Consider the following 25,755-nt stretch of genomic DNA (forward strand, 5'->3'; position numbering starts at 1 on the left):
GGTATAGTAAACGGTTTTAAAATTACGGGTTGTAACAGTGCCAACAATCAACAGACAAATTTAGTCATTAGTCATTGCTACTAATGACTCGAAATCCCACGGCAATTCAAGAAAACGAGCAAAGGCGGGAGCGTGTTGTCAGACAAGCGATGTTTTCCTAGCCCTGGGATGAGTTAAATTTTTTTATATTTGAAAATCCGGGAATATTTTCGGAGATATTCCAGGCAATTGAAAATGCCATATTAACTGTGAAGAATAGTTTAAAATTTGTAACATTAACAATGTTCATCTGAGTTTATCACAAACACCTAAGTAGATTCGACTAAATTAGAAATCGCCATGAGCAATTCTTCTGGGGCTACAGGTTTAACGATGTGCTGTTGAAATCCGGCTTTTAGTGCTTGCTGCTGATCGATTTCGCCTGCATAAGCTGTCAGAGCGATCGCGGGAATCTGTTTTCCCCCGCCTTGTGCTTCCAGAGTCCGCACCTGTTCTATCAGCATATAACCGTTCATTTCTGGCATCCCAATATCGCTGAGTAAAATATCTGGCTTTGAATGTGTTAGCACTTGTAATGCTTCATTTCCTGATGCTACTGCGGTGACGATCGCTCCAAATTGTTCCAGCACAAAGGTAAAAAAGTCGCGGGTATCAGCATTATCATCTACAATCAGCACTTGTAGACCCGTGAGGGGTGAAGCGGCAAAAACCGCAGTTGAGGAATCAGCATTGGTGTCATCGTTAATTGTTGCAGCGTCTTTGATCAGTGGTAAGCTAACTGTGAAGATCGCTCCTTTGTTCTCGCCAAGACTTTCGACGCCAACCGTTCCACCGTGCATCTCAACTAAGTGACGAGCGATCGCTAAACCTAACCCTAGCCCACCAAACTTTCTAGTTGTAGTACTGTCACCCTGACGGAAATAGTCAAACACATGAGGGAGGAAGTCCGGGTGAATACCCTTACCTGTATCGCTGACGGTAATCTGCGCTTGGGCGTCGATGCACTCCAATCGCACATTTACTTGTCCTCCAGTTGGTGTGAACTTGACGGCATTTAATAAAAGGTTCCAGAGGACTTGCTGTAAGCGGGCTGAATCACCCAGAACTTTCCCCACAGTCCGATCAAGGATCATCTCAATCTGAATGGTTTTTGCCTCTGCTGCCAAACGCACTGTTTCCATTGTGGCTTCAATGGTGGATGCGAGATTGACTGGGATCATATTCAGGTTGAGTTTGCCTTGGAGGATGCGAGAAACATCTAGTAAGTCTTCAATTAGTTGAGCTTGTAATTTGGCATTACGCTCAATGGTTTCCAAGGCTTTTTTCAGTGCTTTCTCATCAAATTTACGGCTCTGTAATAGTTTTGCCCAACCGAGAATTGGATTAAGAGGCGATCGCAATTCATGGGAAAGTACTGCTAAAAACTCATCTTTTATCCGGTTAGCAGCTTCTGCTTCCGCACGGGCTAATTGCTCAAGTTGCAAAAGGCGATCGCGTTCTGATTCGGTGCGTTTGCGATCGGTGATATCTGTTAACATAGCGATCGCACCTAAGAACTGATTTTGTTCACCAAAAATCGCTCTAGCAGAAATCAGTGTCCAGATGTACGAACCATCCTTGCAGCGTAATCGACCTTCTTTAAGATCACTCCCTTCTCCCTTCAGCCATTCCAGTTTTTCTTCGGCTGCTATCCCATCAGCCTGATCCATAAAATCAAATAAGGAACGACCGAGCATTTCTTCAGCCGGATAGCCCAACATCTGTGACAATCTCTGATTCACATACTCTGTTTGGGTTTCTTCGTCAATCATCCAGATTCCCTCATAAGAGGTATCAACAATTCGGCGATATCTGGCTTCACTCTCCTGTAAAGACTCCTCTGCTCGCTTGCGCTCACGCCGCTCCTTAGCTGACCGCAATGCCCGTTGTACAGAGGGAACTAACCGCCCTAATCCTTGCTTTAATACATAATCGGTTGCACCGTTCTTCAAAGCTTCGATCGCTAATTCTTCGCCCAACGCGGCAGAAACAAAGATAAAAGGAACCTCTGGAAAGCGATTTCGGGCAATTTCTAAAGCAGAAATTCCATCAAAAGATGGTAAGGCATAATCGGCAAGAATTAAATCGAAAGCCTTTGTTTCCAGAGCAGCTAGGAAGTCAGCACGGGTTTCGACTCGGATCAGTTCGCAATTAATTTCCCCTTCGGTTAGCATCGCTTGGGTAAGCTCTGCATCTAACAGACTGTCTTCCAAAAGCAGGAAACGCAGGACACTCATTAATTGCTCTCCTGTTGACGATGAGGTGCCGGCGGTAAAGCACCAACGGGAGGCTGATTGATCACTGCCCAAAACAGTCCCACACCCTTAATAGAATTGACAAAATCATGGTAATCTACTGGCTTAACAACATAGGCATTCACCCCTAATTCATAGCATCTAACTAGGTCTGGCTCCTCACGGGAAGAGGTTAATACCACGACTGGAATCACTCGCATTACTGGGTCAGATTTGAGTTGCGCTAGTACTTCTAGTCCATCGATTTTAGGTAATTTTAAATCGAGCAGCACTACAACAGGATACCCTTCCATTCGCAACCGAAACAACCCCCGGCGATAAAGATAATCCAGTGCTTCTTCTCCATCACGTACTACCACCACTTCGTTAGCGAGATGGTTTTCTGACAAGGCGGCTAGGATTAATTCTGCATCGTTGGCACTGTCTTCAATCAGTAGAATTCGCTTGAGTTCTTTCATTCACTCTCCTGTGTTAACAACTTAGGCAGTGAGAAATAAAAGCTGGCTCCACTGTCAACTACAGCCTCTGCCCAGACTCGACCATTATGCCGATGAATAATCCTCTGTACGTTTGCCAATCCAACACCTGTTCCTTCAAATTGTGGGTCGCTATGTAGGCGTTGAAATACTCCGAATAGCTTGTGGACATATTGCATATTAAAGCCTACGCCGTTATCTTGGACAAAAAAGATAACTTCGTTTTCATTGTCAGTACTGCCAACGGCGATTTCTGCTGAGTTTCTAGTCTGGGTATATTTTACGGCATTGCCCATCAGGTTGCGAAGCACGAGCCGCAGCATGGAGGGGTCGCCCTGCACTTCTGGCAGTACCTGAATCTGCCAATTGATTATGCGTCCTGGGGTTTGTGTGATCAAATCGCGTTTGACCTCTTGTACCAATTCTTGCATATTCAGGTTGATGTAGCGCATTTCGGTGCGCCCCATGCGCGAAAATGTCAGCAACTCATCGATCAGTATTCCTGCCTGTTTTGCAGTTTCGGTGATTATCCCCAAATAGCGCTGACTGGTTTGATCTAAGCTGGTTGAGGTATGCCGCTTCTGAAATAATTCGATAAATCCGGCGATGTGGCGAAGCGGTGCCCGCAAATCGTGAGAGACTGAATAGGAGAAAGATTCGAGTTCCTTGTTAGCGGCTTGGAGTTGGCGGGTGCGCTCTTGAATCCGTTGCTCCAGCATTTCGTTGAGTTGTTGCAGGGCGGCTTCGGCAACTTTGCGATCGTGAATGTCGCTGGCAATGCCCACCCACTTGATAATCTGTCCGGCTGGATCTCGAAACGGTAAACCCCGGACAATATGCCAACGATAGCTACCATCAGAAACTTGACGAAAGCGAATTTCTTCTTCGTAGTTTGTGGCGTTAGTAACAGCCTGCATCGAAGTTTTAAAGGCGCGATCGCGGTCATCCGGGTGAATGATATAAATCCAGCTATAGCCAGTGGTCTGCTCCATTGTCAGTCCGCTATAGTCTAACCAGTATTGATTGCAATAGGTGATACCACTATCGCTATTACCCATCCAAATAGCTTGCGGCGACACTTCTGTTAAAATTCGGTATCGTTCTTCACTGTCACGTAGCGCTTCTTCTGTTAACTTGCGATCGTGGATATCAACACAAGAGCCGATATAGCCAAGAAATTCCCCCGTTGGTGCGAATCGAGGCACACCAGTATCCAAAAGCCAACGGTGTTCGCCATCAAAGCGTCTGAGGCGATATTCCATTGTAAATTTTTGTCGGGTATCAAAGGCATTAATGTATGTATCTAAGCAACGCTGAAAATCATCGGGATGAACACCTTCAGCCCACCCATTGCCCATCTCTTGCTCTAGAGTCCGCCCGGTAAAATCTAGCCAGGGTTTATTAAAGTAGTTACAAAGTTTGTCAGTGCCGGACATCCACACCAGTACAGGAGCGGTGTCTGCCAGGTGGCGAAAGCGGGCTTCACTTTCACGCAACGCTGCTTCTGTCTGCTGACGTTCGCTGATGTCAGTAATCAACGCTGCATACCCTTCAATAGTTCCCTGTTTATTAAAATGGGGAACATAAATAGAATTAATGTAGCGTGTTCCAGCATCTTTATAAGAAATTTGACTTTCAAAAGTAACCTGCTGTCCTGCCAGTACTTGTTCCACATAGGGACGAAGTAGTTCGTAGGCGGGTTCACCCAAAACTTCGCAAATATGCTTTCCATAGATTTCTGCCGCCGGATGCCCAAACCACTCTTCATAGGCTCGGTTATTGAAACGGTAGCGTTGTTCTGAATCGACAAAGGAAATTAGAACTGGTAGCGTATCTGTAATCAGGTGAAGTTCTGTTTCTCGTTGCCGCAGCGCTTCCTCATTGGACTCTGTTAACCGACCAAACCTGACCTCGCTTTCACGTAGGGACTTTAGACTTGCTTCGGCTTGCCGTTGGGCTGCGCGGCGTGATTCGTTGAGCCAGCTGATTAACCCTGCTGTCAGCATGAACACAACCAGAGGGATTACAATATTCAAATTTGTAATGTTTTGCGGATAGAGTGGTTTGAAAAGGAAGTAATTGATTGCCAAAGTAGATAAAACTGTTGAGCTAACCCCGGAGTCAAGCCACCGTACCAAGCACTCACCATTAGCGCAGCAAAAAACAGCGCCGCAGGTGTCGCGCTCAGGTATGGATTGAGTCGCAGGGTTGCCCCCAGTGCTAAAGCAGCGGATAGCAAAGCAACAACATAGTGCAGCAGTTGCTCCCGGATGAATGCGCCCTTCTCTTTACCGCCAGCAAAGATGTTTTGGGGTTTAGATGTCCTCTCCTTATGACTCATAACGCTACTCTGCTTCTGGAAAATACTGACTTAGCAATTTTTTCCCGGTTTCACCCATTTTCCCAACGGTTGACTCTTTTGAAGGAAACTCCTACTTTAGCGGCAAACTGTTTCTGAGAAAGATTGAGTTCCTGCCGAAGCTCCCGAATTAAATCTAAAATTTCCAGCCGCTTTGTTACAGACATTTCTATATTTTATCCCCATAGGATAATTAGCATAGGACAGGTGTCCTATTTTGTCTCTCCTACTTAGGGAATATTTTGTCTGTATTAGTTCAAAGGTTCAACGATCAGACAATCCCACCTGAATCTTACCTAGTCTTGGGTGATAACCGTATGGGTAGCTATGATGCTCGCTGCTGGGGGACTGTTTCAAAGAAAAATATCATCGGCAAAGTAACTAAAATTATCAAGAATTAATTAGAAATTAATTAATACTAACTTTCATCCTTGTAAACCTTGTTACGATGTCCAAGTTCCACAACATTCACCACTAGAATAGCATCGAAAATATCGTATATAACTCGATACTCACCTACTCTAATCCTATAAGCATTTTCTTTACATTTTAGCTTTTTTACCCCGTTTGGACGAGGTTCTGTGGCTAAATCATCAATTTTAACTTGTATGCGTTCTTGAAGTTCTGGCGAGAATTTTTTGAGTTGTTTTAATGCCCCCTTTAATATTTCAACTTTATAACTCACGCAACTTTCTTTTTTATTTCTAGTTTAAGTTCTTTTTTAGCTTCCTCCCATGACACTGAACCGTGAATCTCAGCGGATTTTTTTGCCAGATCATAGGCTTTTAAATCTTCCTCTTCCTCTTCCTCTTCGATTTTTTGAAGTAATGCGTAAATCTCATCTAGAGTACTGTCATAAGCTTGGTTTAGCAGTACGTTGATATCTTTAATTAATTGTTTGCGTTCGTATGCTGATTTCATTTTTAATCATCCGAGCGTGGTTTGACTTTTTCTGCCACTGTCTCTAGTTTCGCCTAAAGACATCTTACCATTATCAATTATCCCCATTTATAGCAAGCTGAGAAAGACACTAAACGAGGCTGGAATGCCTGACGACCAGACGGCGGTATTTGCGTTCAGCAATAAAAAAGACGATAAATATAACAGCTATAATTATTAAGCAACCTTTAAGTGTGTCTGTGTTGTTATCAAACATAGCTTTAGTCTTACTCATCTCCAGAATATTTACGGAGACTTTTAGTAAAAACTATAGCATTAAGTGAAAACGGTAGAATACGCCCAAATAACTAATGATGCGGAGATAACTTAACCAGACTGCCGCCAATCTGTCGGTGCTTCGATATAATCAGGTAGGCGAGTAGTGCGATCGCCAAGTGCTTCTCTAATCTGCTCCAACTCTAAGTTTTTAGCTCCGGTCAAAATTGTCCCTTCCAGTTTGACATCACTAAGATTAGCTTCGGAAAAGTTAGCTCCCATCAGGTTTGCCTGAGTCAGGTTAGCTTGATAAAAGGTTGCCCTATACAAGTTTGCGCCGATGAGGTTTGCTTGATACAGGTCAGCTTCCGTTAAGCTGGCTTCTGAGAGGTTGGCAAAATAGACTTCTGTTTGGTGGAGTTTGGCTGCATTCAAGTTAGCCCTAGAAAGATTAGCTCCATTCAAGTTAGCCCCTGAGAGGTTGGCACCAATCAAACCCGCCATGTGTAGATTAGCTTTACCCAGTTTTGCTCCTTGCAAGTTAGCTAAAAACAGCTTTGCCCCAGAGAGGTTGGCGAGTTTCAAGGTCGCTTGTTGCAAGTTAGCTTTATAGAGGTTCGCTCCTTGCAGATTAGCTACACGCAGACTTGCTCCAGAGAGGTTGGCGGAACGCAGGTTTGCCCCACAAAGATTGGCGCGGTTGAGATTAGCCCAACAGAGGTTAGCTCCACATAAACTAGCTTTTAGTAATTTGGTTTCATAGAGAATAGACTTAACGAGTTTCGCGCCATTAAGGTCAGCCTCACTCAAATCTGCTTCACGCAGGTTAGCCCCACTCAGGTCAGCCCCACGTAGGTCTGCTTGTTGCAGGTTAGCTTTCAGCAGGTCAGCTCCTCTAATGTCGGTATTGCGTAAATCAAGTTTCTGCTCTTTTGGGTCTTCGAGTAAATTACGCCTGCCGATGATAGTTAGGGCTGCTTGAATATCGGTACGTATTTTTGGCAATTCTTCATGGAGGTTTTGCTCCAACTGCTGTGTCGGAGGCGACCCAGTTCTACGTCTACTTGAGTAAACTGCTGGTGAGTATTCCGCCTTTTGTTGCTCTCCTTTGACGTGCTGGATAGGTGCATTCTCTCGCACAAAGGCAGTGAGAATTTCCATGATTGTCCAGTGTTCTTGGGGAAAATCTTGAGCAACTCTTTCTAATGCATAAATTGCGCCTGTCCTGGTTTCAACCTTTTCATGACCAAGCTGGGCAATTGCCCCCATAAAGCGCTCTGCAATCAATCTGTCTTGATTGAGTTTTGTATTTTGAATACCAATTTCGAGGTTTTTCTCAGCTGCGATCGCATTTTTTTGCATTGCTTCGGCACGCTTTGCTGCATAATAAGTATTAAACATTGCTGCCAATGCTAAAAAAACTATTGCAGTAGTTGTTAATGCTTGGTTTCTATACTGGATTTTTTCCGGGATTGACAACTCTTTAATACTAGACAAGGCGAAGAAAATTACAGTCAATGACAAGCCAAATATAACTGTTATAGTTATCAACCAATTCAACAGAGCATCTGTCTTTTTAGAAGACATGGTAAAGATTTTCCTTACAACCTAGAATTATTACTTAGATGTTGGGGAAAAATAGTATAGCATTTAGCAGAAAATTATCATAGGTGTCAAGACACTCATTAAACTAAGGAATAACATCGAATATACTTGTACGCTACGACAAAAATAAACCACCCATTCCAAAATAATACTTCTCTTCTTAGGCTGCGCCAACGGCAAGCTCAGTAACCATGAAACGCTTACACTGTAACCTGTTTGAATTTTTACTTTTGAATTCCGCCTTGAGGTACTAGTACAGTACGGCGTAAATAAGCCACCCATTTGTAATGTCTGAAACCCTTGCTAAAACGTAATTACGAATTACGTTAGCGTAGCGTTAGCGAGTCCGCGTTGGCGTAGCCTCTCGTAGAGAGCGTCATTACGAATTACGCCAAGCGGTACTAGTGTTTTACTCAGAGAATTTGGTTTCTCTGAAGTTTGCCCCATCGAGTATGGCATCATTGAGAATTGCCCCATGCAACCCAGCTAGATATAAACTTGCACGATGCAGGTTAGCTCCAGAAAGGTTAGCTCCAGAAAGGTTAGCTGCACTGAGGATTGCTCCTTCTAGGTTGGCTAGATATAAGTTAGCTCCTTGTAGATTAGCTGCACTAAGTATTGCCCCCGCTAGATTAGCTTCTCTGAGGTTAGCCCCAGCAAGATTAACTTGATAGAGATTTGTCTGTTCTAGGTTCGCCCCATTTAAGTTTGCTCCTCTCATGTCCGTGTGGCTCAAATCAAGTTGCTCATTTTCTGGGTCTTTGTTTGCATCTCTTCTGGCGATAACAGTCAGGGCTGCTTGAATATCTACACGAACTTTTGCTCTGAGGTTGCTCGTTACTTCCTCTTGGGGCGTATAAAGAGCATTTTCTCGGACAAAAGTAGTCAGAATGTCTATGATTATCCAGTGGTATTGTGGATGATTATGGGCAATTTGCTCTAAATCATTAATTACAGCTAGACTGGTTTCTATTGTCTTATTTCCTAGCAGTTCACTTGCTATTCTTAAACGTTGTTTTGGCGACTGCTGAATTTGATTAACTTTTTCCTGGAAAGCATATATCCTAAGACATATTTTTGATAATTGACTGTTGTTTGTCGGTGAAATATTTTTCATGGCATGAGAAGCATCAATAACAATTCAAAATTCCAAATTCAAAAACTTGGGGGACAGTCTTCTCCTACAGTCGCCGCTACGCGAACATCAAAAATATCACAACTCAAATAGAATTGCTATTAAGTACTTTAATGCAGCAAAACTTACAGCCTAAAGTTAAAGACCTAGTGCTGATTGGTGGCGGTCATAGCCATGCGATTGCCCTGAGAATGTTTGGAATGAAGCCGTTACCGGGAGTCCGTTTGACATTGATTACCGCAGCATCCCAGACAGCCTACTCTGGGATGTTACCAGGACACATTGCCGGATTTTACACTCACGATGAATGTCATATTGACTTGCGAACTTTAGCGAACTTTGCTCAAGCACAGTTGTATATTGACAGAGTAGTTGCCCTAGACTTGGAAAACAACAAAGTTCTTTGTGCCAACGGACTTGCGGTAGATTTTGATTTGCTGTCTATTGATATTGGCAGCACTCCGGCCAGAGTGTCTGTATCAGGTGCGGCAGAATATGCGATCGCAGTTAAACCAGTATCGCAGCTCTTGGAACATTGGGATCAACTAATTGAAGCTGTAGGTAAAAATCCTCAAGAATTAATTAGGATTGCGATCGCAGGCGGTGGTGCTGGCGGTGTAGAATTGGCGCTATCGATGCAATCTCATTTACATCAGATTTTACGTCAAACTCAACAACCAATTCAAAATCTGGAAATTCATTTATTCGGGCATGGACAAGAACTGATGCCCAATTACCATCAATCAGCGCGGCATCAACTTCAGCAAATTTTAATTGAGCGAGATATTAAGCTCCATCTGGGGGAAACTGTGTGTAATATCGTACCTAAAAACCACCAGGAAACTAAAGAAATATTTAAGATTAAATGTGAATCTGGTTTGACAGTAGAGTGTAATAAAATTTTTTTGGTAACACAAGCTTCAGCACCCGAATGGTTAAAAATCGCTGGACTAGGAACTGATGAGCAAGGTTTTATTTTGGTAGAGGACACATTGCAATCTCAAACGCACCCGCAGATATTTGCATCTGGTGATATTGCCACAATGGTAAATTATCCGCGTCCGAAAGCTGGGGTGTTTGCTGTTAGGCAAGGTAAACCTTTATTTGAGAATTTGCAGCGAATTTTATTAGGTAAGTCGCTCAAACCTTATAAACCACAGAAACAATATTTGAGTTTAATTGGTACAGGAGACGAACGAGCGATCGCAATAAGAGGTATCATCACTTTACCCCCTCACAAACTCTTGTGGCATTACAAAGATTGGATTGACCGCAGTTTCATGAAACGCTTTCGCTTTGAAGAAATAAGGGAGTAGGGCATCGATTCTGTAATCAAAAACCTAACCCCCCAGCCCCCTTCCCTACTAGCGTTGGGGGAGCCAAACTCCCCTCTCCGCCTCGGAGAGGGGTTGGGGGAGAGGTTCTTCCAGGATTACTGAATTGGTGTTCTAGGAATTGGGGAGTAGGGGGAGAAAGAATAAGCAATGCCGAATGTCTTCATTGAAGCTGTTCAATTAACTCAATAATTTGTTGATAATATTGGATATTTCCTTCTTGGTAATACAAGTCTGCGGATTTCTGGAAATCGGCAATTGCTCTTTGATTGTCTCCCAAATTTTGGTAGACATCTGCCCGAAGGATGTAAGCTGAAGCCCAATTAGGCTGACGCTCTAAGGCTTGGTTTAAGTCTTTTAGCGCTCCTTGTAAGTCTTTTAATAATGAACGGCTACGACCCCGATTGTACCAGTCTTCAGCAAAGCTGGGGTCGATCGCGATCGCCCGACTGTAATCTTCTATTGCCCCTTGATAATCTTCTAGGGCATAGCGAGCATTGGCGCGATCGCTGTAAAATGCAGCAGATTGGGGATTTATTTGTAAAGCTTGGGTATAATCTGCGATCGCACTTTCATATTCTTCTAAAGCATAGCGGGTAGAACCTCGGTTGTAATATGCTTCAATTAAATCAGGATTAATTTCTAATGCTTGATTATAATCTGCGATCGCTGCGTGTTCATCTCCTAAAAGACGACGAGCATTTCCGCGATTGCAGTACGCTTGGGAAAAATCAGGAACAAGTTCTATTGCTTGGGTATTATCATCAATTGCTCCCTGTAAATCTTGCAGGGCTTCACGAGCAATACCCCGACCATAATAAGCTGCGGCTAAGTTATGATTAATCTTTAATGCCCGATCATAATCTTTAATCGCTGCTTTATGATCTCCTAAAGAACGACGAGCCGCCGCGCGATCGCAATATCCTTCTGCTAAATTAGGATTGAGTTGTAATAGGCGATTACTATCTTCAATTGCACCTTGATAGTCTCCCAATCGCCGCCGAGCATTTGCCCGAAAGCCGTATACTAAAGCTAGAGTCGGATTTTGTTGTAACGCTTGATCATAATCTGCGATCGCACCCTGATAATCATCAAGAATACTCCGAATAAGACCCCGCTCACAATAAGCTTGTACATCATCAGGATTGAACTTTAGCGCTTGGTTAAAATCCTCAATTGCTCCTTGATAGTTTTTGAGGTGAGCAAGAACCAGACCCCGATTATAGTATGCTCCGGCAAAGCAGGGATTTATTTCTAGGGCGCGGTTGTAAGAAGCGATCGCACTTTGATATTCTGCTAAAGCGTAGTGAGCATTACCTCGGTTATGATAAGCCTCTGCTAAATTAGGATCTAATTGTAATGCCTGGTTATGGTCAGCGATCGCTTCGTGATAATTTCCTAAGATATGATGAATATTACCCCGATTGCTGTAAGCTGCGGCAAAATTGGGATGCCATTGTAAAGCTTGTTGTAAATCTGCAATTGCTCCTTGATGATCACCGTGTTCAAAACGAGCCACACCCCGATTATGATAAGCATTGGCAATATCAATATTGATATTATCAGCTAATTGGGTACTAATTTCTATTGTTTGGATATAGTCAGCGATCGCTTTGTCGTAGTCTTCTAAAGCAAAGTAAGCATTACCCCGGCTGTGGTAAGATTGGGCTAAATTGGGATCTATTTGTAATGCTTGATTATGATCAGCGATCGCTCCTTCATAATCGGCTAAAAAGTAACGTGCATTACCTCGGTGACAGTAAGCTGTGGCAAAATTGGGATTAATTTCTATAGCGCGATTAAAATCTGCGATCGCACTGCGATAATCTTTGAGTTGACCACTGAGAATAATCCCTCGATTATGGTAAGCTTCAGCATAGTTAGGATTGAGCTTGATTGCTTGAGTGTAAGCTGCGAACGCACCTTGATAATCCCCTTGCAAATTGTGATTTAATCCTTGTTTTAAGAAATCTTCAGGATTCATATAATTTTTTTTGGATTTCGACATTCCCTAGCTTTCAGGCAACGGGATTCTTAACGATATGTTTTGAAAATAGTTCCAGCTAATATTATGCCTCTTGTTAAGAGGATCTTTGAAAAGTATTGCCAAAAAATTAGTAAGAGACTTGCAAATAAAAAAATATCCCAAAACTGACACAAAAATTCTCTCTATTTCTTCTCTCAGTGTTCTCTGTGTCTCTGTGGTAGCCTGCGGCAAGCCGCTCCGCGTCTACGTTTATTTGGATAATTTATTTCTTGGAAATCCCTAACCGTTGACGGGGGGTAGATAATTCGCCTAAAAGCTAAAGCAATACAGTTCAGTTAAGCATTTCTTCCTTCTCTTCCTTTGCGTTATTTGCGATACCCTGCGGGAAGCCGCTTCTCTACGAGACGCTCCGCGTAGCTTGTCCTCTGCAGCAGTACGCATCTACGTTTAAAAAATTGACTTTGACAAAGAGTTTTAGCATTAACCCAAGCGTATTGAAAGCTAAAGCTCTTGCAGAATAATGGTACGGGGTGATTTACGCTCGGAACTAATCGTACCTAAAATGCCTAAAAGACAATTTGCGCCTATTTAGGCAAGGTAAATGTAATAATAAAACTTCAGATGAATCTAATTGATAATGACAGTAACAGAAAAAATGCAAACATTAGAACTCTACCAGTCAATTCTTTTAATTGGTAAAACTACGACAGAAATAGCTTTACAGTTGTTTGACGCTCTTGAACCAGTGAATTTAGACTTTATGCTCGGTCGTTGGCAAGGCTCTGGACTTCATACAGATCACCCTATGGATGGCTTATTAGAAATATCTAATTGGTATGGGAAGGAATTTGTTGATCCTGAGAATGTTCACCCTTTGTTATTTTTAGATAGTCAGGAAAAAATTTTTAAGGTAGCGCCCAATGCTACTATGATGAACTGGGTTTTGAAGTTTCCGATTCCCAAAAATAATTATTTAAAACCCTGGCTGATGCTGACTAATTCCTTACTGAAAACAGAGAAAAGTCAAGCCAGACTCCGAAGCATGGAATATCGAGGAAAAATTAGTGCCACGATGATCTATGATTATTTACCTATTAATGACTCTTTTAGAAAAGTAGATGACAATACTGTGTTAGGAATTATGGATTATAAAAACTCACCTCAACCTTTCTTTTTTGTCCTCAATCGACGTTCTTAGGTCTTTTAATTCTTCGTTTTTTGTCAAACCTTATCTGAGTAATATTTTCAGAAGAGGCATGGCGGCAAAATGTGTCTTGGTTACTTTTATCCCCAATTAAACCAGCGATAACATTAAGTATGAAATTACAAACGCTGCGGTGACGAGTGTGTTGAATTTGGGAAATATTTTTTAATTTGTCATTAACTGTTTCTATCAGAGAACGTTTTCTCAAGAACATTTTGATTTAATCGCAAAATCATACCCTTCAGTTTTTGATTTTGTGTCTAGTTCAAAAGCAGCGTTAGAATTGCTGTAAAACTTGCAAGAAAACTTACAAGTCACTCAAAATCAAGACGAGGAAGATAGGGAATTACTTATGCGATTAACACCACTTTATCAACAAGACCGAGAACAAGCTAAACAACAAGGAATTCAGCAGGGAGAACGCTTGGTGGTGGAAAACTTACTCAAAGTTCGCTTTGGTGAAATAAATAATGAGCTTCAAGAAATTATTGAACCTTTATTAGCGTTACCACCAGAAGAGTTTACGCCTTTACTATTGCAGTTGTCCCGTGAAGAATTAATTAATCGGTTTCGCTAGTGTCAATCACATATTCTTTAATGATTAGGATAAGACTTAAATGAGAAGGGGAAATAGTTAAAATTTTCCCTTTTTGTTTTCTCCATTTTCTCCCTGACGTTACAATCTAAAATCGAAGGCATTAAACAGTATTATAAAAATCAGCTTTTAAATTTTTAACCAAAAATAATTTACTTTATAGGTTTGTATAAATGGATTTTATAACAATTCTCGGATTAGCTGCTGCTACACTAACCACAATATCTTTTTTGCCACAGATGTTTAAAACGTGGCAAACAAAATCAGCAAAAGATGTTTCTTTGGTGATGCTGATTACATTCATAACTGGTGTTTTTTTGTGGTTAATTTATGGAATATATTTACAATCCTTACCGATTATTCTTGCGAACGGCGTGACATTTATTTTTAACTTGATTATTCTATGGCTTAAAATTAGATATAGATAAACTTGCCCCTAAAAAACACCTGTGACATCATCTGTATTTACCTCTGAACGCCTCCTTTTCACCCCCGCTACCCCAGACACAAAGGCTATCCCCCTGATTTTTGCCTTTCCCAATGAATATAGCGTAGGTATTACTAGCCTCGGCTATCAGGTAGTTTGGGCAACCTTGGCAATGCGTGATGATGTGCAAATGAGTCGCCTGTTTACCGATACTCATGAACAACTCCCCAGAAACCCAGAAATTGTGGGATTTTCGATTTCCTGGGAACTGGATTATGTGAATATTTTAAATTTGCTGGAATCTTTAGAAATTCCCATTCTGGCAACTTATCGTGATAATTCTCATCCAATAATTTTTGGTGGTGGACCAGTTCTCACAGCGAATCCCGAACCTTTTGCAGCTTTTTTTGATGTAATTTTACTGGGAGATGGCGAAAACCTGCTGGGAAATTTCATTGAGGCGTACAAAGAAGTAAGAAATGCCTCAAGACAAACTCAACTAAAAAGACTTGCACAAGTCCCAGGAATTTATGTACCCAGTTTATATGAAGTCGAATATCACACAATAGATGGTGCAGTAAAGTCAATTAAACCAATCTCTCCCGAAATTCCCGCAGTCGTGCAAAAGCAGACTTATCGGGGAAATACTCTATCAGCCTCGACTGTAGTCACCGAAAAAGCCGCATGGGAAAATATTTACATGGTGGAAGTGGTGAGAAGTTGTCCAGAAATGTGCCGCTTTTGTTTGGCGAGTTATCTCACACTGCCTTTTAGAACAGCCAGTCTAGAAGATTCATTAATTCCAGCGATCGCCAGAGGTTTAGAAGTTACAAATCGGCTAGGATTATTGGGGGCTTCTGTAACTCAGCATCCAGAGTTTGAGACTTTGCTAGATTATATTAGTCAGCCAAAGTATGATGATATTCGTCTCAGTATTGCCTCAGTGCGAACCAATACCGTAACAGTCAAGTTAGCTGAAACTTTGACGAAACGAGACACGCGATCGCTTACAATTGCTGTAGAAAGTGGTTCCGAGAAAATCCGCCAAATCATTAACAAAAAGCTGCATAACGACGAAATCATCCAAGCGGCGGTAAATGCCAAAGCTGGCGGATTAAAAAGCTTGAAACTCTACGGGATGGCGGGAATTCCCGGTGAGGAAGCAGAGGATTTAGAGCAAACCGTGGCGATGATGCGTAATATCAAAAAAGCTGCACCGGGATTGCGCTTAACATACGGATGCAGCACCTTTGTACCCAAAGCACATACGCCATTTCAATGGTTTGGGGTAAATCGTCAAGCCGAAAAGCGGTTGCAATTTTTACAAAAACAGTTAAAACCACAGGGGATAGAATTTCGCCCAGAAAGCTATAATTGGTCAATTATACAAGCTTTGTTATCAAGAGGCGATCGTAGGCTCTCCCAACTTCTGCAACTTACTCGTAACTTTGGCGACTCCTTGGGTAGCTACAAACGGGCTTTCAAACAACTCAAAGGGCAAATCCCCGACTTAGATTACTACGTCCACGCCGAGTGGTCAACAGAGCAAATATTACCTTGGAGCCACTTGCAAGGGCCTCTGCCACAGTCTACACTACTAAAGCATTTGGCTGATGCTAAAAGTTATATCAATCCATCCCCCAAGGAACTACAGCCATTACTGGGAGGGACTCGGTAATAGGGGAGTGGGGACACAAGAGTAGGGGAGGATAAGGGAGAAATAAATAACCAATGCCCAATGCCCCATGCCCCATGCCCAATATCATTGAATTCATAGCTGAAAACTTCATGCAAAACACAGCTGAGTATTACTGCGCCTATTGCGGCGAACCGAACTTAACTTTTATTGATTTGAGTGCTGGAGGACAGCAATCTTACATTGAAGATTGTCAAGTTTGTTGTAACCCAAATATTTTGTATGTGCGGGTTAATGAAGATACCCTAGATATCGAGATTGATACCGAATGCGAAAGTTGAATTTTAGGTTTTTCCTTCCATGCTGTACTTTAAACATTCCTCAATAATTAATGCCCCACCAGAAGTAGTTTGGAAATTTCACGAAAGGCCAGATATTTTGCAAGTGCTGAATCCACCTTGGCAGCCAATTCAAGTGGTTCGTCGTGAGGGGGTGCTGAACGTCGGGGCTATCACAGAATTTCGCCTGTTTCTCGGCCCATTACCCTTAACTTGGTTAGCGCGTCATACTGAATGCGAAAAAAATCGCCTGTTTACCGACGAACAGATATCTGGCCCTTTTGAATTTTGGGTACATCGACATGAATTTGAACCGGAAGATGGCAAAACTAGGCTGACTGATGCTATCTCATTCTCTATGCCTGGCGGAGGAACAGTAGAATTTGCCAGTGGTTGGTTAGTGCAAGTGCAACTAGAAGCAATGTTTCGCTATCGTCATTATGTGACTAAACGCGAGTGCGAGTCTTGAACGTTTCCCGAATGATTAAGTTTTAGTAACCGGTTCCAACCCTTTAACTTATCTGGCAAAAATTAATTATCCTGATTCTTCAAAGCTTGTCGGGAAACCCACTTTATCAAACCAGGAAACAATCGATATAAAGCCTGGGAGAAATTCGCCGAACCAACCATTACTTCCGACTTCTTATTCTTGACTGCATCCCAGATAGCATTTGCCACATCTTCAGGCTTCTCCACTATCGGATTTTTGAACACATTTTCGAGTTGTTCGCGCCGACTTTGAACCTCTTGCTCATCCTTACCTCGAAAAACTGCTCGTTCCATCAAACTACTATTAATCAAATTTGGATAAATGCCACAAACATGAATCCCTTTTGGTTGTAATTCTGCTTGTAGCGCTTCTGTTAAACCTGTCACGCCAAACTTACTAGTACAATAGGGAACCAAATAAGGAGTAGGCACCTTACCGCCGATGGAACTTACATTAATAATGCTTCCACTTCCTCTCTGGAGGAAATGAGGCAGAAGGACATTAATTGTGTGGATATATCCCCATAAATTAGTGTCTATAATTTGATGCCAATCACTCAGAGAAAACTGCTCTACTGGCCCCGATGCGAAGATGCCTGCATTGTTTATCAACACATCGATATAACCATAATGCTCCAATGCCTTTTGCACCAAAGTCTGTACCTGAGATGCATCAGTGACATCGCAGGTAACAGTCAATGGTGCTGTACGACCAAAGCTTTGCACTTCCTGCGCTACAGCTTCCAAGCGGTCAGTGTGACGAGCTGCAATTACAAGGTCATATCCTTGCCGAGAAAATAAAAGAGCTGTTGCTTTACCAATACCTTCAGAAGCACCCGTAATCAGTACCGTAGGAGCCATACTATAAACTTGAAAAATATTATTTGATCTTTCTTAGTTTGAACAATAACACTCAGAAAACCTTCTAACTTTCGTTAGATTTTTTTGACATCTGAAATACTATTTCGTTAATTTCAAAGTATTTCTTGACAATCTAAATCTCATCCTTTAGACTTATTTACACTTTAGTACTACAGATAGATAGATAGATAGCTCTAATTTATTGGTTAGACATGATGAAGAGTATAATTTAATTGTTCAGGAAAATCGACAATGGGACTTTAGCAACTGATATAACCATAAAGATTGTAATCCTTTAGAGTTGGGGTTTACTCCTCAGTTCAAACTTGTCACTAATGTTTAACTATGGTTAGTTTTGTCGCTTACCTAGTTTGATATCTCAATGATTACAGCGTAATGCAGAAATTAGTCAACTTCATACCCGACTCTTGCCGCTAATTATATTACCATCCTTTTCGCCAGCTTCGGCTGTTTAGTAAGTATATACAAAAAATATTAGCTTTTATAATTACCAAGTTTAACAGTATCATCACGTATATATCAAAACTCTCAACCGAAAAGATTTTTTGGTATTGGCTTGTATGTGTAATAATAGTTAAAGTATCTTAATAATTATAAACATTTTGAAGTATTGGCACTGTCCAATGCGAAACACTGACCACTAAAAGAGTTTTCTGGCTGGCGGTTAGTAAGTTTTGTGGTGACTAAATTTTAGGAATTTTCATCTGAATACTAGGCGGAGTAAAAGCGTGATTCAATTAGAACAACCACCAAGTCATCAAACAAAACTGATCCCGGTAGTCAAAAGTAAATCTCAGTTTAAGGGACTTTTGATTGCTATTATCATTGTTAGCGTATGGGTGATAAGCCTGAGTTTATTACTATCTATTGATATCTCCAACTTAAAATTTTGGATGTTATCGCCTGTTATACTTTGGCAAACATTTTTATATACGGGATTATTTATTACATCTCATGATGCCATGCATGGGGTAGTGTTTCCCCAGAACACCAAGATTAATCATCTTATTGGGACATTAACCCTATCTTTTTATGGTCTTTTACCCTATAAAAAATTATTGAAAAAACATGGGTTGCATCACCACAATCCAGCAAGTCAAACAGACCCAGATTTTCATAATGGTAAATACAAAAACTTCTTAGCTTGGTATTTTCATTTTATGAAGGGTTATTGGAGTTGGGGACAAATAATTGCCCTAAGCATTATTTATAACTTTGGTAATCACATCGTTCATATACCCAGTGATAATCTAACATACTTTTGGGTGATTCCTTCGCTTTTAAGTTCATTGCAATTATTTTATTTTGGTACTTTTCTGCCTCATAGTGAACCTCTAGGAGGTTATATTCAGCCTCATTGTTCCCAAACGATAAGCCGTCCAATTTGGTGGTCATTTATCACCTGCTATCATTTCGGCTACCATGAAGAACATCACGAATATCCTCATATTAGTTGGTGGCAGTTACCAGAAATTTACAAAGCAAAATAGTTTTTGTTGATCTAATATAGCCGTTCCCAGGTGGATGAAGTACATCAGATCAAAACCTCACCCCCAGCCCCTCTCCGTGAGTTCGGAGAGGGGAGATTAAGCTGTACCTCATTCTTATTAAGAAAGGCTATATCATGAAAACAATCGTCATACGGTAATATATATAGTTTAAGCAAGACATTCTTTTAGATTATCCTGCTGATGCCAATTAATAATTCTCGTCTTGTCACCTATAGCCCTGCTTATACAATCGTTCCGACTTACGAGTGCTTTAATCGTTGTAGTTATTGCAACTTTCGCAGTGAACCAGGTAAAAGTCCCTGGATGAGTCTTTCAGATGCAGACAGTATTTTCAAACGACTTCAAAGCGAAAAAATCTGTGAAATCCTCATACTCAGTGGTGAAGTGCATCCCGATTCAACAAGGCGTCAGGCGTGGTTTGGGCGGATTTATGATTTATGTGAATTAGCGCTTTCAATGGGGTTTTTACCGCACACAAATGCGGGGCCATTAAGTTTTGAGGAAATGCAAAAGCTCAAGGGTGTAAATGTTTCGATGGGGCTGATGTTGGAACAGTTAACGCCAACATTGTTAAATAGTGTACATCGGCACGCACCAAGTAAATTACCAGAAGTCCGTTTACAACAATTGCAATGGGCGGGAGAGTTAAAGATTCCGTTTACAACTGGGTTACTGTTAGGAATTGGGGAAACTGTAGATGATTGGTGGGAAACATTGGAAGCGATATCTAAGTTGCACCAACGTTACCATCATATTCAAGAAGTTATCCTGCAACCTCATAGTCCAGGACATCAGCAAACTTTTGATGCGCCACCTTTTGACCCTCATCAGTTACCAGAAGTCATTTTTAAGGCGCGTCAGATTTTACCGCCAGATATTACGATTCAAATTCCGCCGAATTTAGTTAAAGATGACCGATGGTTACTCGCTTGTATCGAAGCTGGGGCGCGAGATTTGGGCGGAATTGGGCCAAAAGATGAAGTGAATCCTGATTATCCTCATGTTCAGGAACAGGCATTAAGAGAAATTTTACAACCTGCGGGGTGGGAATTGGTGCCGCGATCGCCAGTTTATCCGCAATTTGATAGCTGGTTGTCGAGGGAGTTGCAAACAGCAGTGAGACAGTGGCGAAAAATTTTAACACCAGTTTCTCTTTTGTAAGAACAGGGAAGTAGAGATTTTCCTATTTGAATATAGCGGTTCTCGCTTGGGTGCAGTACAGTTTTGACCTCTCTCCTAAAAGGAGAGAGGCTTTGAATCTTACTCCCCAACGCTACAAGGGTTGGGGCTGGGGGTTAGGTCTGTATTCCATATAATTCAATACTGTTCGGTTAAGGCAAGAGACGCGATAAATCGCCGTCTTTACAATAATCAGTCCTTCGTCCTGACTGCGATTTATCGCGTCTTTGGGATCATATTATTTTCATCAAATAATCTTAACCGAATCGTCTTGCCATGCAATTGAGAACCCCTATAGTAGTTTTGCTAACGAGTATATTAGCTCCGTTCATCCACCTCTGAACTCCGTTAACGAGTAGATTAGCTCCGTTCATCCACCTCTGAACTCCATTAACGAGTATATTAGCTCCGTTCATCCACCTCTGAACTCCGTTAACGAGTATATTAGCTCCGTTCATCCACCTCTGAACTCCATTAACGAGTATTTTAACTCCGTTCATCCACCTCTGAACTCCGTTAACGAGTATTTTAACTCCGTTCATCCACCTCAATACTCTATAATCTCGATTATTATCAGCATCATTGCTATATTTTTTACCTATGCTTAATAATGATGACTTACTCGCAAACCTCTACAATGCCTTTAACCCCTTTGACCCCTTACCCGCAGGTGATCCAAAATATGTAGATTGTCAGGATGTGCGCGGAGATGCGGATATTGAGCAAGAGTTGGGTAATCGGATGCGATTGGCAGATACAAATACTTGCCAATTGTATTCTGGTCATCGGGGTGCGGGGAAGTCTACAGAATTACTCAAGTTAAAGAAATATTTAGAAAATCGGCAATTTTCTGTTGTGTATTTTGCGGCTGATGAAGAGGATATAGATTCAGAAGATGCCCAATATACAGATATACTCCTCGCCTGTACCCGCCGTTTGCTCAAAGATTTAAAAGAAATTGCCAGTCCTGACTCTATACTCAACTGGTTAAAAAGTCGTTGGGAAGATTTAAAAGATTTGGCGCAGACTCCCATAGAGTTTGAGAGTTTGGAAGTAGAAGCCCAACTTGCTCAATTCGCCAAGTTGACCGCAAATTTAAGAGCTGTTCCTGAATTACGCCAGAAGATTCCCCAAAGAATTGATCCTTACACAGTCACTTTAATTGAGGTGTTAAATGAGTTTCTGCTGGATGCAAAAAAGAACTTACCTACGGGTAAAACTCAACTGGCGGTAATTGTCGATAACTATCGGGGCATTGCGCTAGGCAAATTAGGACGCAATGAAGAAGCGATCGCATCCTACGACCAAGCACTGAAATTTAAACCTGATTTACACGAAGCTTGGTGCAATCGAGGCAATGCGCTAGGCAAATTAGGACGCAATGAAGAAGCGATCGCATCCTACGACCAAGCACTGAAATTTAAACCTGATTTACACGAAGCTTGGAACAATCGGGCCATTCCGCTAGGCAATTTAGGACGCAATGAAGAAGCGATTGCATCCTACGACCAAGCACTGAAATTTAAACCTGATTACCACCAAGCTTGGTATAACAAAGCTTGCTATTATGCACTTAAAGGTAATATTGAGCAGGCACTAGAAAATCTACAACAAGCAATTAATCTGAATCCTGATGAATATCGAGAGATGGCAAAAACTGACTCAGATTTTGATGGTATTCGGGAAGATGAGCGCTTTCAAGCTTTAATTCAATAACCACTATAAAGACTAAAATAATGTAGCGATTAATTTAGTGCTCGCCTTCCCACTTTCACTGAAAATATTAAATAAAATTAAAAGCGATCGCCCCTAAATATAATTACAATAACATTATGAAAATCCTAACCAACAATTATGCAAAATGAATTGACTACTCTGACTTATGAAATTGAACTAAAACCAGGGGATAAATTGAATCTCCCAGAATCAATACTGGAAAATATAACTACAGGACGCTGGGTAATCACCATCCAACAAAAAGCAGAAGAACCCAAAAGCACCCGCAACCATGACGCTTTTTTGAACGGCTACGCACCAGAAGACGAAGGACTTTATGACGCATCCCTCAAAAGATAGACATGGCAGTTTAAACCCTATTGTAAAATATACATATAAGGATTCGGGGGGCCATTTAACTGGTCAAAAACGCCTATAGAAACTATTTTTGGAAATCTCCAAGGTCTGAAGTCCAGCCAGCTGAAGCAACTACAGCGGCTGTATCACCAGCGCATACCAGGCGATCGCATCACCACGCCTGACTTTTCCCAGCGTCTGGCAGCAATTAGCACAGAAGTCAATCAGCCTGTGTGCGCCTACATCAACCGTCGCGGACAAGTGATTCGCGTCGGCGTAGGCACACCGCGTCAAACGCAAATTCCACCCCTGGAATTACCCCGTTACGGTGCAGAACGACTCAGTGGTATTCGTTGTATTGCCACCCATCTGAAGCCAGAACCGCCCAATGAATCGGCGCTCACGGCTATGGCACTGCAACGCTTAGATGCCCTAGTTGTCCTAAACATTACCGGAACGGGATTTACACGGCGGGGAGGCGGTGCGACTGGGTATGTCAAAGAAGCTTATCTAGCTCATCTGATACCCCAAGAGTCTCGCACCCTGATTACTAGTCCTGCTGCCTTCAAAGTAGAAGAGAGCCAAATTCAAACCCCAAGTTGGAATATATCGCCACCTATGGATTTGGATGATTTGGCAGAGCAAGATTTAGTAGACTTGGTAGAAAATCTGGAAGCAGAATTCCAGCGCGAATTTATCGCCCAGGAAGTAGATGCTGACCACGATCGCGTGCTAATTGTGGGGCTGATGACCAGTGAGATTACTCCCCTACAATTCAAAGATACCTTAGTGGAATTGGCACGTTTAGTTGATACCGCCGGGGGAGATGTATTACAGACAATACAACAAAAGCGATCGCGCATTCATCCCCAGACAGTAGTTGGCGAAGGTAAGGTGCAAGAAATTGCCCTAACTGCCCAAACACTAGGAATCAATCTCGTTGTCTTTGACCGCGACCTCTCACCCTCCCAAGTCCGCAACTTAGAAATGCAAATTGGTATTCGGGTGGTTGACCGCACCGAAGTTATTTTGGATATCTTTGCTCAACGCGCTCAGTCCCGTGCCGGTAAGTTGCAAGTAGAACTAGCACAGTTAGAATACATGCAACCGCGGCTGGCTGGTAGAGGTCGCACCATGTCCCGATTGGGTGGTGGTATTGGGACTCGTGGACCTGGTGAAACCAAACTGGAAACAGAACGACGTGCTATTGGGCAGCGCATTTCCCGACTGCAAAAAGAAGTGAACCAGTTGCAAGCGCATCGTTCGCGGTTACGGCAACGACGGCAGCATCGGGAAGTTCCCTCAGTGGCTTTGGTTGGATATACCAACGCTGGGAAGTCTACTTTGCTGAATGCTCTTACTAATGCAGAAGTTTATACAGCCGACCAGCTATTTGCGACTCTCGATCCCACCACGCGCCGACTGGTGATTCCTCATGGCCAAACAGATGAACATCAGGAAATTCTGATCACAGATACGGTAGGGTTTATACACGAACTGCCTGCATCATTAATGGATGCCTTCCGCGCCACCTTGGAGGAAGTCACAGAAGCCGATGCCCTACTACATTTGGTGGATTTGTCTCACCCTGCTTGGTTGCGTCATATTCGCTCTGTTAGAGAAATCCTGGCGCAAATGCCAATAACTCCTGGTCCGGCGCTGGTTATTTTTAACAAGATTGATCAAGCCGATAGTGAGACACTGGCTTTAGCTAGGGAAGAATTTCCCTTAGCAGTGTTTATTTCTGCAAGTCAGCGCTTGGGATTAGAAACCCTACGTCAGCGCCTTGCCCAGCTGATTCAATATGCCGTTGACTGCGGGTAAATACTGAAATTAAATAATTTTTAATTATACAAGAACCCAGCATTAATGCTGGGTCTTTTCTTATATAAAGCCTAAAATAAAGTCTTCTTAAACATAAGGTTTGTATCATAGACAACTCATAATTCCATGTCTAGAGTAGTAGAAAGCTTTTGACTAGGTGTATCTGATTTTAGATGGCTAGCAAGCAGCAAATCCAATCATCTGCAATTGAGTTTTACCATTTTGTATTGCAAATATTGATTAACATGAAACATCTATTTTCCACTTCAGCGATACCAGCCTTTTTGGCTGCTACTGCCGTTGTGATATCATCTTCAGCTTTTGCCCCTGCTAACGCCGCTTCAATGAATTTCACTATCAATGACTTCACAGGTGCGGATACTCAGGTAAAGTTTACCTTGGATGACGCAATAGCAGGGTCTGGCAAAGTTCAGTTTAAAGTAGATTATTTATCCACTGGCAGCAACAAAATTGCTGATCTACGCGGTGTTTTCTTCAATATTTTCGACGACTCACTCCTGAGTGGTCTCCAAATAGTAGGTACAGATGTAACAACTAGCAAATTTGGCCTTGCTGGAACAGTTGACTCGGTTGGTAGCAGTAGTAACAATCTGAACGGCGACGGCAAAGACAAGAACTTCTTTGATGCTGGGGTAGAAATTGGTCAAGAAGGTATAAGTAAAGGAAAAGGCGACATTCAATCGACAACCTTTACCCTATCGCACAATTCAAAAGCTCTAACTTTAGCTCAGTTTTCTGAGCAAAACTTTGGAGTGCGCTTAATGAGCGTCGGTTCTGGAAGCAATCGTGAAGGAAGTAGCAAACTTAAAGGACAAGCCCTTTACTACGCTCCCCCACCACCACCACCGAAAAAGGTACCTGAGCCTGGTGCAGTAGCTGCCCTTGGACTATTTGCTGTGGGTGCGCTGAGAGTAGCAAAGAAAAAGCCTTTAATGCCAGTTTCGGCAGTCTCGTAGAAACTGCGTTGGGAGACACTAGATGCACACTTTAAGAGAATACACGTTTAGCTCATATATTCTCTATTAGCATTAGGTATGTCTCCCTTAATTATATAAAATTTGCTTATTATACATATTTAAACTATAATAAATCATTTATTTAGAAGCTTGGTTTAAATGTCATCTCTTAGTCAAGAGTCTAGGGTGTGTCATCAAATAGGCATCAATCTATTTTAGAATTAGTGGCTGATGGAAAATTCAGAAGAGTGAGGAGTGTTATCATGACACGTCGT

General features: G+C 42.0%; 24 protein-coding genes and 2 pseudogenes. 14 read left to right on the top strand and 12 right to left on the bottom strand.

Going from position 1 to position 25,755, the window contains the following annotated elements; all coding sequences use genetic code 11:
- Positions 1 to 308: 308 nt before the first annotated feature.
- The 5 genes from V7K15_RS03085 to V7K15_RS03105 are packed head-to-tail and all read right to left on the bottom strand — an operon-like array spanning position 309 to position 5,296.
- Positions 309 to 2,276 carry a hybrid sensor histidine kinase/response regulator gene (locus V7K15_RS03085; protein WP_334902918.1) on the bottom strand — a complete coding sequence of 656 codons (1,968 nt, stop codon included), beginning with the start codon at positions 2,274 to 2,276 and terminating at the stop codon, positions 309 to 311.
- Complete coding sequence (locus V7K15_RS03090; RefSeq protein ID WP_334902920.1) at positions 2,276 to 2,752, bottom strand: response regulator; 477 nt, start codon at positions 2,750 to 2,752, stop codon at positions 2,276 to 2,278. Before V7K15_RS03090 ends, V7K15_RS03085 begins: the two co-directional genes overlap by 1 nt.
- Positions 2,749 to 4,908, bottom strand: coding sequence for a PAS domain S-box protein (locus V7K15_RS03095; protein WP_334902922.1), 2,160 nt, complete (start codon positions 4,906 to 4,908; stop codon positions 2,749 to 2,751). Before V7K15_RS03095 ends, V7K15_RS03090 begins: the two co-directional genes overlap by 4 nt.
- Positions 4,803 to 5,111, bottom strand: a complete 309-nt coding sequence (locus tag V7K15_RS03100; protein WP_334902924.1) for a hypothetical protein — start codon at positions 5,109 to 5,111, stop codon at positions 4,803 to 4,805. The genes V7K15_RS03095 and V7K15_RS03100 overlap by 106 nt, the downstream gene beginning before the upstream one ends.
- A gap of 50 nt (positions 5,112 to 5,161) precedes the next feature.
- Positions 5,162 to 5,296: a helix-turn-helix domain-containing protein gene (locus V7K15_RS03105; protein WP_334902926.1), complete on the bottom strand. Its 135-nt coding sequence runs from the start codon at positions 5,294 to 5,296 to the stop codon at positions 5,162 to 5,164.
- 105 nt (positions 5,297 to 5,401) lie between these two features.
- On the opposite strand from V7K15_RS03105, the pseudogene V7K15_RS03110 reads away from it, so the two are divergent.
- Positions 5,402 to 5,530 (top strand): annotated as a pseudogene (locus V7K15_RS03110) (S26 family signal peptidase); the annotation flags it as partial.
- 17 nt (positions 5,531 to 5,547) lie between these two features.
- On the opposite strand, the gene V7K15_RS03115 reads toward V7K15_RS03110, so the two are convergent.
- From V7K15_RS03115 to V7K15_RS03130, 4 genes are all read right to left on the bottom strand, one after another.
- Complete coding sequence (locus V7K15_RS03115) at positions 5,548 to 5,814, bottom strand: type II toxin-antitoxin system RelE family toxin (protein ID WP_334902928.1); 267 nt, start codon at positions 5,812 to 5,814, stop codon at positions 5,548 to 5,550.
- Positions 5,811 to 6,050 carry a hypothetical protein gene (locus tag V7K15_RS03120; protein WP_334902929.1) on the bottom strand — a complete coding sequence of 80 codons (240 nt, stop codon included), beginning with the start codon at positions 6,048 to 6,050 and terminating at the stop codon, positions 5,811 to 5,813. Before V7K15_RS03120 ends, V7K15_RS03115 begins: the two co-directional genes overlap by 4 nt.
- 345 nt (positions 6,051 to 6,395) lie before the next feature.
- Positions 6,396 to 7,871 (bottom strand): pentapeptide repeat-containing protein, encoded by a 1,476-nt coding sequence (locus V7K15_RS03125; RefSeq protein WP_334902931.1) that lies wholly within the window; start codon positions 7,869 to 7,871, stop codon positions 6,396 to 6,398.
- Positions 7,872 to 8,298: 427 nt separating this feature from the next.
- Positions 8,299 to 9,006, bottom strand: coding sequence for a pentapeptide repeat-containing protein (locus V7K15_RS03130; RefSeq protein WP_334902933.1), 708 nt, complete (start codon positions 9,004 to 9,006; stop codon positions 8,299 to 8,301).
- Between the two features lie 131 nt (positions 9,007 to 9,137).
- Here V7K15_RS03130 and V7K15_RS03135 point away from each other — a divergent pair, with 131 nt between their 5' ends.
- A complete protein-coding gene (locus V7K15_RS03135) occupies positions 9,138 to 10,340 on the top strand; it encodes an FAD-dependent oxidoreductase (protein WP_334902935.1) in 1,203 nt (400 codons plus the stop codon).
- A 181-nt stretch (positions 10,341 to 10,521) separates the two neighbouring features.
- Here the strand turns inward: V7K15_RS03135 and V7K15_RS03140 are convergent, their stop codons facing one another.
- On the bottom strand, positions 10,522 to 12,342 hold the full coding sequence (locus V7K15_RS03140) for a tetratricopeptide repeat protein (protein ID WP_334902965.1): 1,821 nt from the start codon (positions 12,340 to 12,342) through the stop codon (positions 10,522 to 10,524).
- Positions 12,343 to 12,982: 640 nt separating this feature from the next.
- Here V7K15_RS03140 and V7K15_RS03145 point away from each other — a divergent pair.
- A complete protein-coding gene (locus tag V7K15_RS03145) occupies positions 12,983 to 13,543 on the top strand; it encodes a DUF4334 domain-containing protein (protein WP_334902937.1) in 561 nt (186 codons plus the stop codon).
- On the opposite strand, the pseudogene V7K15_RS03150 reads toward V7K15_RS03145, so the two are convergent.
- Positions 13,527 to 13,766: pseudogene (locus V7K15_RS03150) on the bottom strand (transposase); the annotation flags it as partial. The gene V7K15_RS03145 and the pseudogene V7K15_RS03150 sit on opposite strands and share 17 nt — an antisense overlap.
- A 135-nt stretch (positions 13,767 to 13,901) precedes the next feature.
- On the opposite strand from V7K15_RS03150, the gene V7K15_RS03155 reads away from it, so the two are divergent.
- The 5 genes from V7K15_RS03155 (at position 13,902) to V7K15_RS03175 (ending at position 17,014) form a co-directional block, all read left to right on the top strand.
- Positions 13,902 to 14,126 (top strand): hypothetical protein, encoded by a 225-nt coding sequence (locus V7K15_RS03155; protein ID WP_334902939.1) that lies wholly within the window; start codon positions 13,902 to 13,904, stop codon positions 14,124 to 14,126.
- Positions 14,127 to 14,317: 191 nt separating this feature from the next.
- Complete coding sequence (locus V7K15_RS03160) at positions 14,318 to 14,572, top strand: SemiSWEET transporter (protein WP_334902941.1); 255 nt, start codon at positions 14,318 to 14,320, stop codon at positions 14,570 to 14,572.
- A 21-nt stretch (positions 14,573 to 14,593) separates the two neighbouring features.
- Positions 14,594 to 16,249 (top strand): B12-binding domain-containing radical SAM protein, encoded by a 1,656-nt coding sequence (locus V7K15_RS03165; RefSeq protein ID WP_334902943.1) that lies wholly within the window; start codon positions 14,594 to 14,596, stop codon positions 16,247 to 16,249.
- A 110-nt stretch (positions 16,250 to 16,359) separates the two neighbouring features.
- The gene (locus tag V7K15_RS03170; RefSeq protein WP_334902967.1) at positions 16,360 to 16,548 is read left to right on the top strand and encodes a CPXCG motif-containing cysteine-rich protein; all 189 of its coding nucleotides are present in this window, start codon (positions 16,360 to 16,362) and stop codon (positions 16,546 to 16,548) included.
- Between the two features lie 19 nt (positions 16,549 to 16,567).
- Entirely contained in the window at positions 16,568 to 17,014 is a 447-nt protein-coding gene (locus tag V7K15_RS03175; RefSeq protein ID WP_334902945.1) for an SRPBCC family protein, read from the top strand.
- Between the two features lie 62 nt (positions 17,015 to 17,076).
- Here V7K15_RS03175 and V7K15_RS03180 read toward each other — a convergent pair whose 3' ends face one another.
- Positions 17,077 to 17,895 carry an SDR family NAD(P)-dependent oxidoreductase gene (locus tag V7K15_RS03180; protein WP_334902947.1) on the bottom strand — a complete coding sequence of 273 codons (819 nt, stop codon included), beginning with the start codon at positions 17,893 to 17,895 and terminating at the stop codon, positions 17,077 to 17,079.
- 749 nt (positions 17,896 to 18,644) lie between these two features.
- Here V7K15_RS03180 and crtW point away from each other — a divergent pair.
- The 6 genes from crtW to V7K15_RS03210 all read left to right on the top strand — a co-directional run bounded on the left by crtW (position 18,645) and on the right by V7K15_RS03210 (position 25,480).
- Entirely contained in the window at positions 18,645 to 19,406 is a 762-nt protein-coding gene (gene crtW, locus V7K15_RS03185) for a beta-carotene ketolase CrtW (RefSeq protein WP_334902949.1), read from the top strand.
- A gap of 201 nt (positions 19,407 to 19,607) precedes the next feature.
- Complete coding sequence (gene cofG, locus V7K15_RS03190; RefSeq protein ID WP_334902950.1) at positions 19,608 to 20,588, top strand: 7,8-didemethyl-8-hydroxy-5-deazariboflavin synthase subunit CofG; 981 nt, start codon at positions 19,608 to 19,610, stop codon at positions 20,586 to 20,588.
- A 618-nt stretch (positions 20,589 to 21,206) separates the two neighbouring features.
- Positions 21,207 to 22,322 carry a TPR end-of-group domain-containing protein gene (locus V7K15_RS03195; protein WP_334902952.1) on the top strand — a complete coding sequence of 372 codons (1,116 nt, stop codon included), beginning with the start codon at positions 21,207 to 21,209 and terminating at the stop codon, positions 22,320 to 22,322.
- 138 nt (positions 22,323 to 22,460) lie between these two features.
- Positions 22,461 to 22,682 (top strand): hypothetical protein, encoded by a 222-nt coding sequence (locus V7K15_RS03200; protein ID WP_334902954.1) that lies wholly within the window; start codon positions 22,461 to 22,463, stop codon positions 22,680 to 22,682.
- A gap of 75 nt (positions 22,683 to 22,757) precedes the next feature.
- Entirely contained in the window at positions 22,758 to 24,503 is a 1,746-nt protein-coding gene (gene hflX, locus V7K15_RS03205; RefSeq protein WP_334902968.1) for a GTPase HflX, read from the top strand.
- Positions 24,504 to 24,676: 173 nt separating this feature from the next.
- Positions 24,677 to 25,480 (top strand): hypothetical protein, encoded by an 804-nt coding sequence (locus tag V7K15_RS03210; RefSeq protein WP_334902956.1) that lies wholly within the window; start codon positions 24,677 to 24,679, stop codon positions 25,478 to 25,480.
- Positions 25,481 to 25,755 lie beyond the last annotated feature (275 nt).

Source organism: Nostoc sp., assembly GCF_036919815.1.
GTDB lineage: Bacteria > Cyanobacteriota > Cyanobacteriia > Cyanobacteriales > Nostocaceae > Nostoc.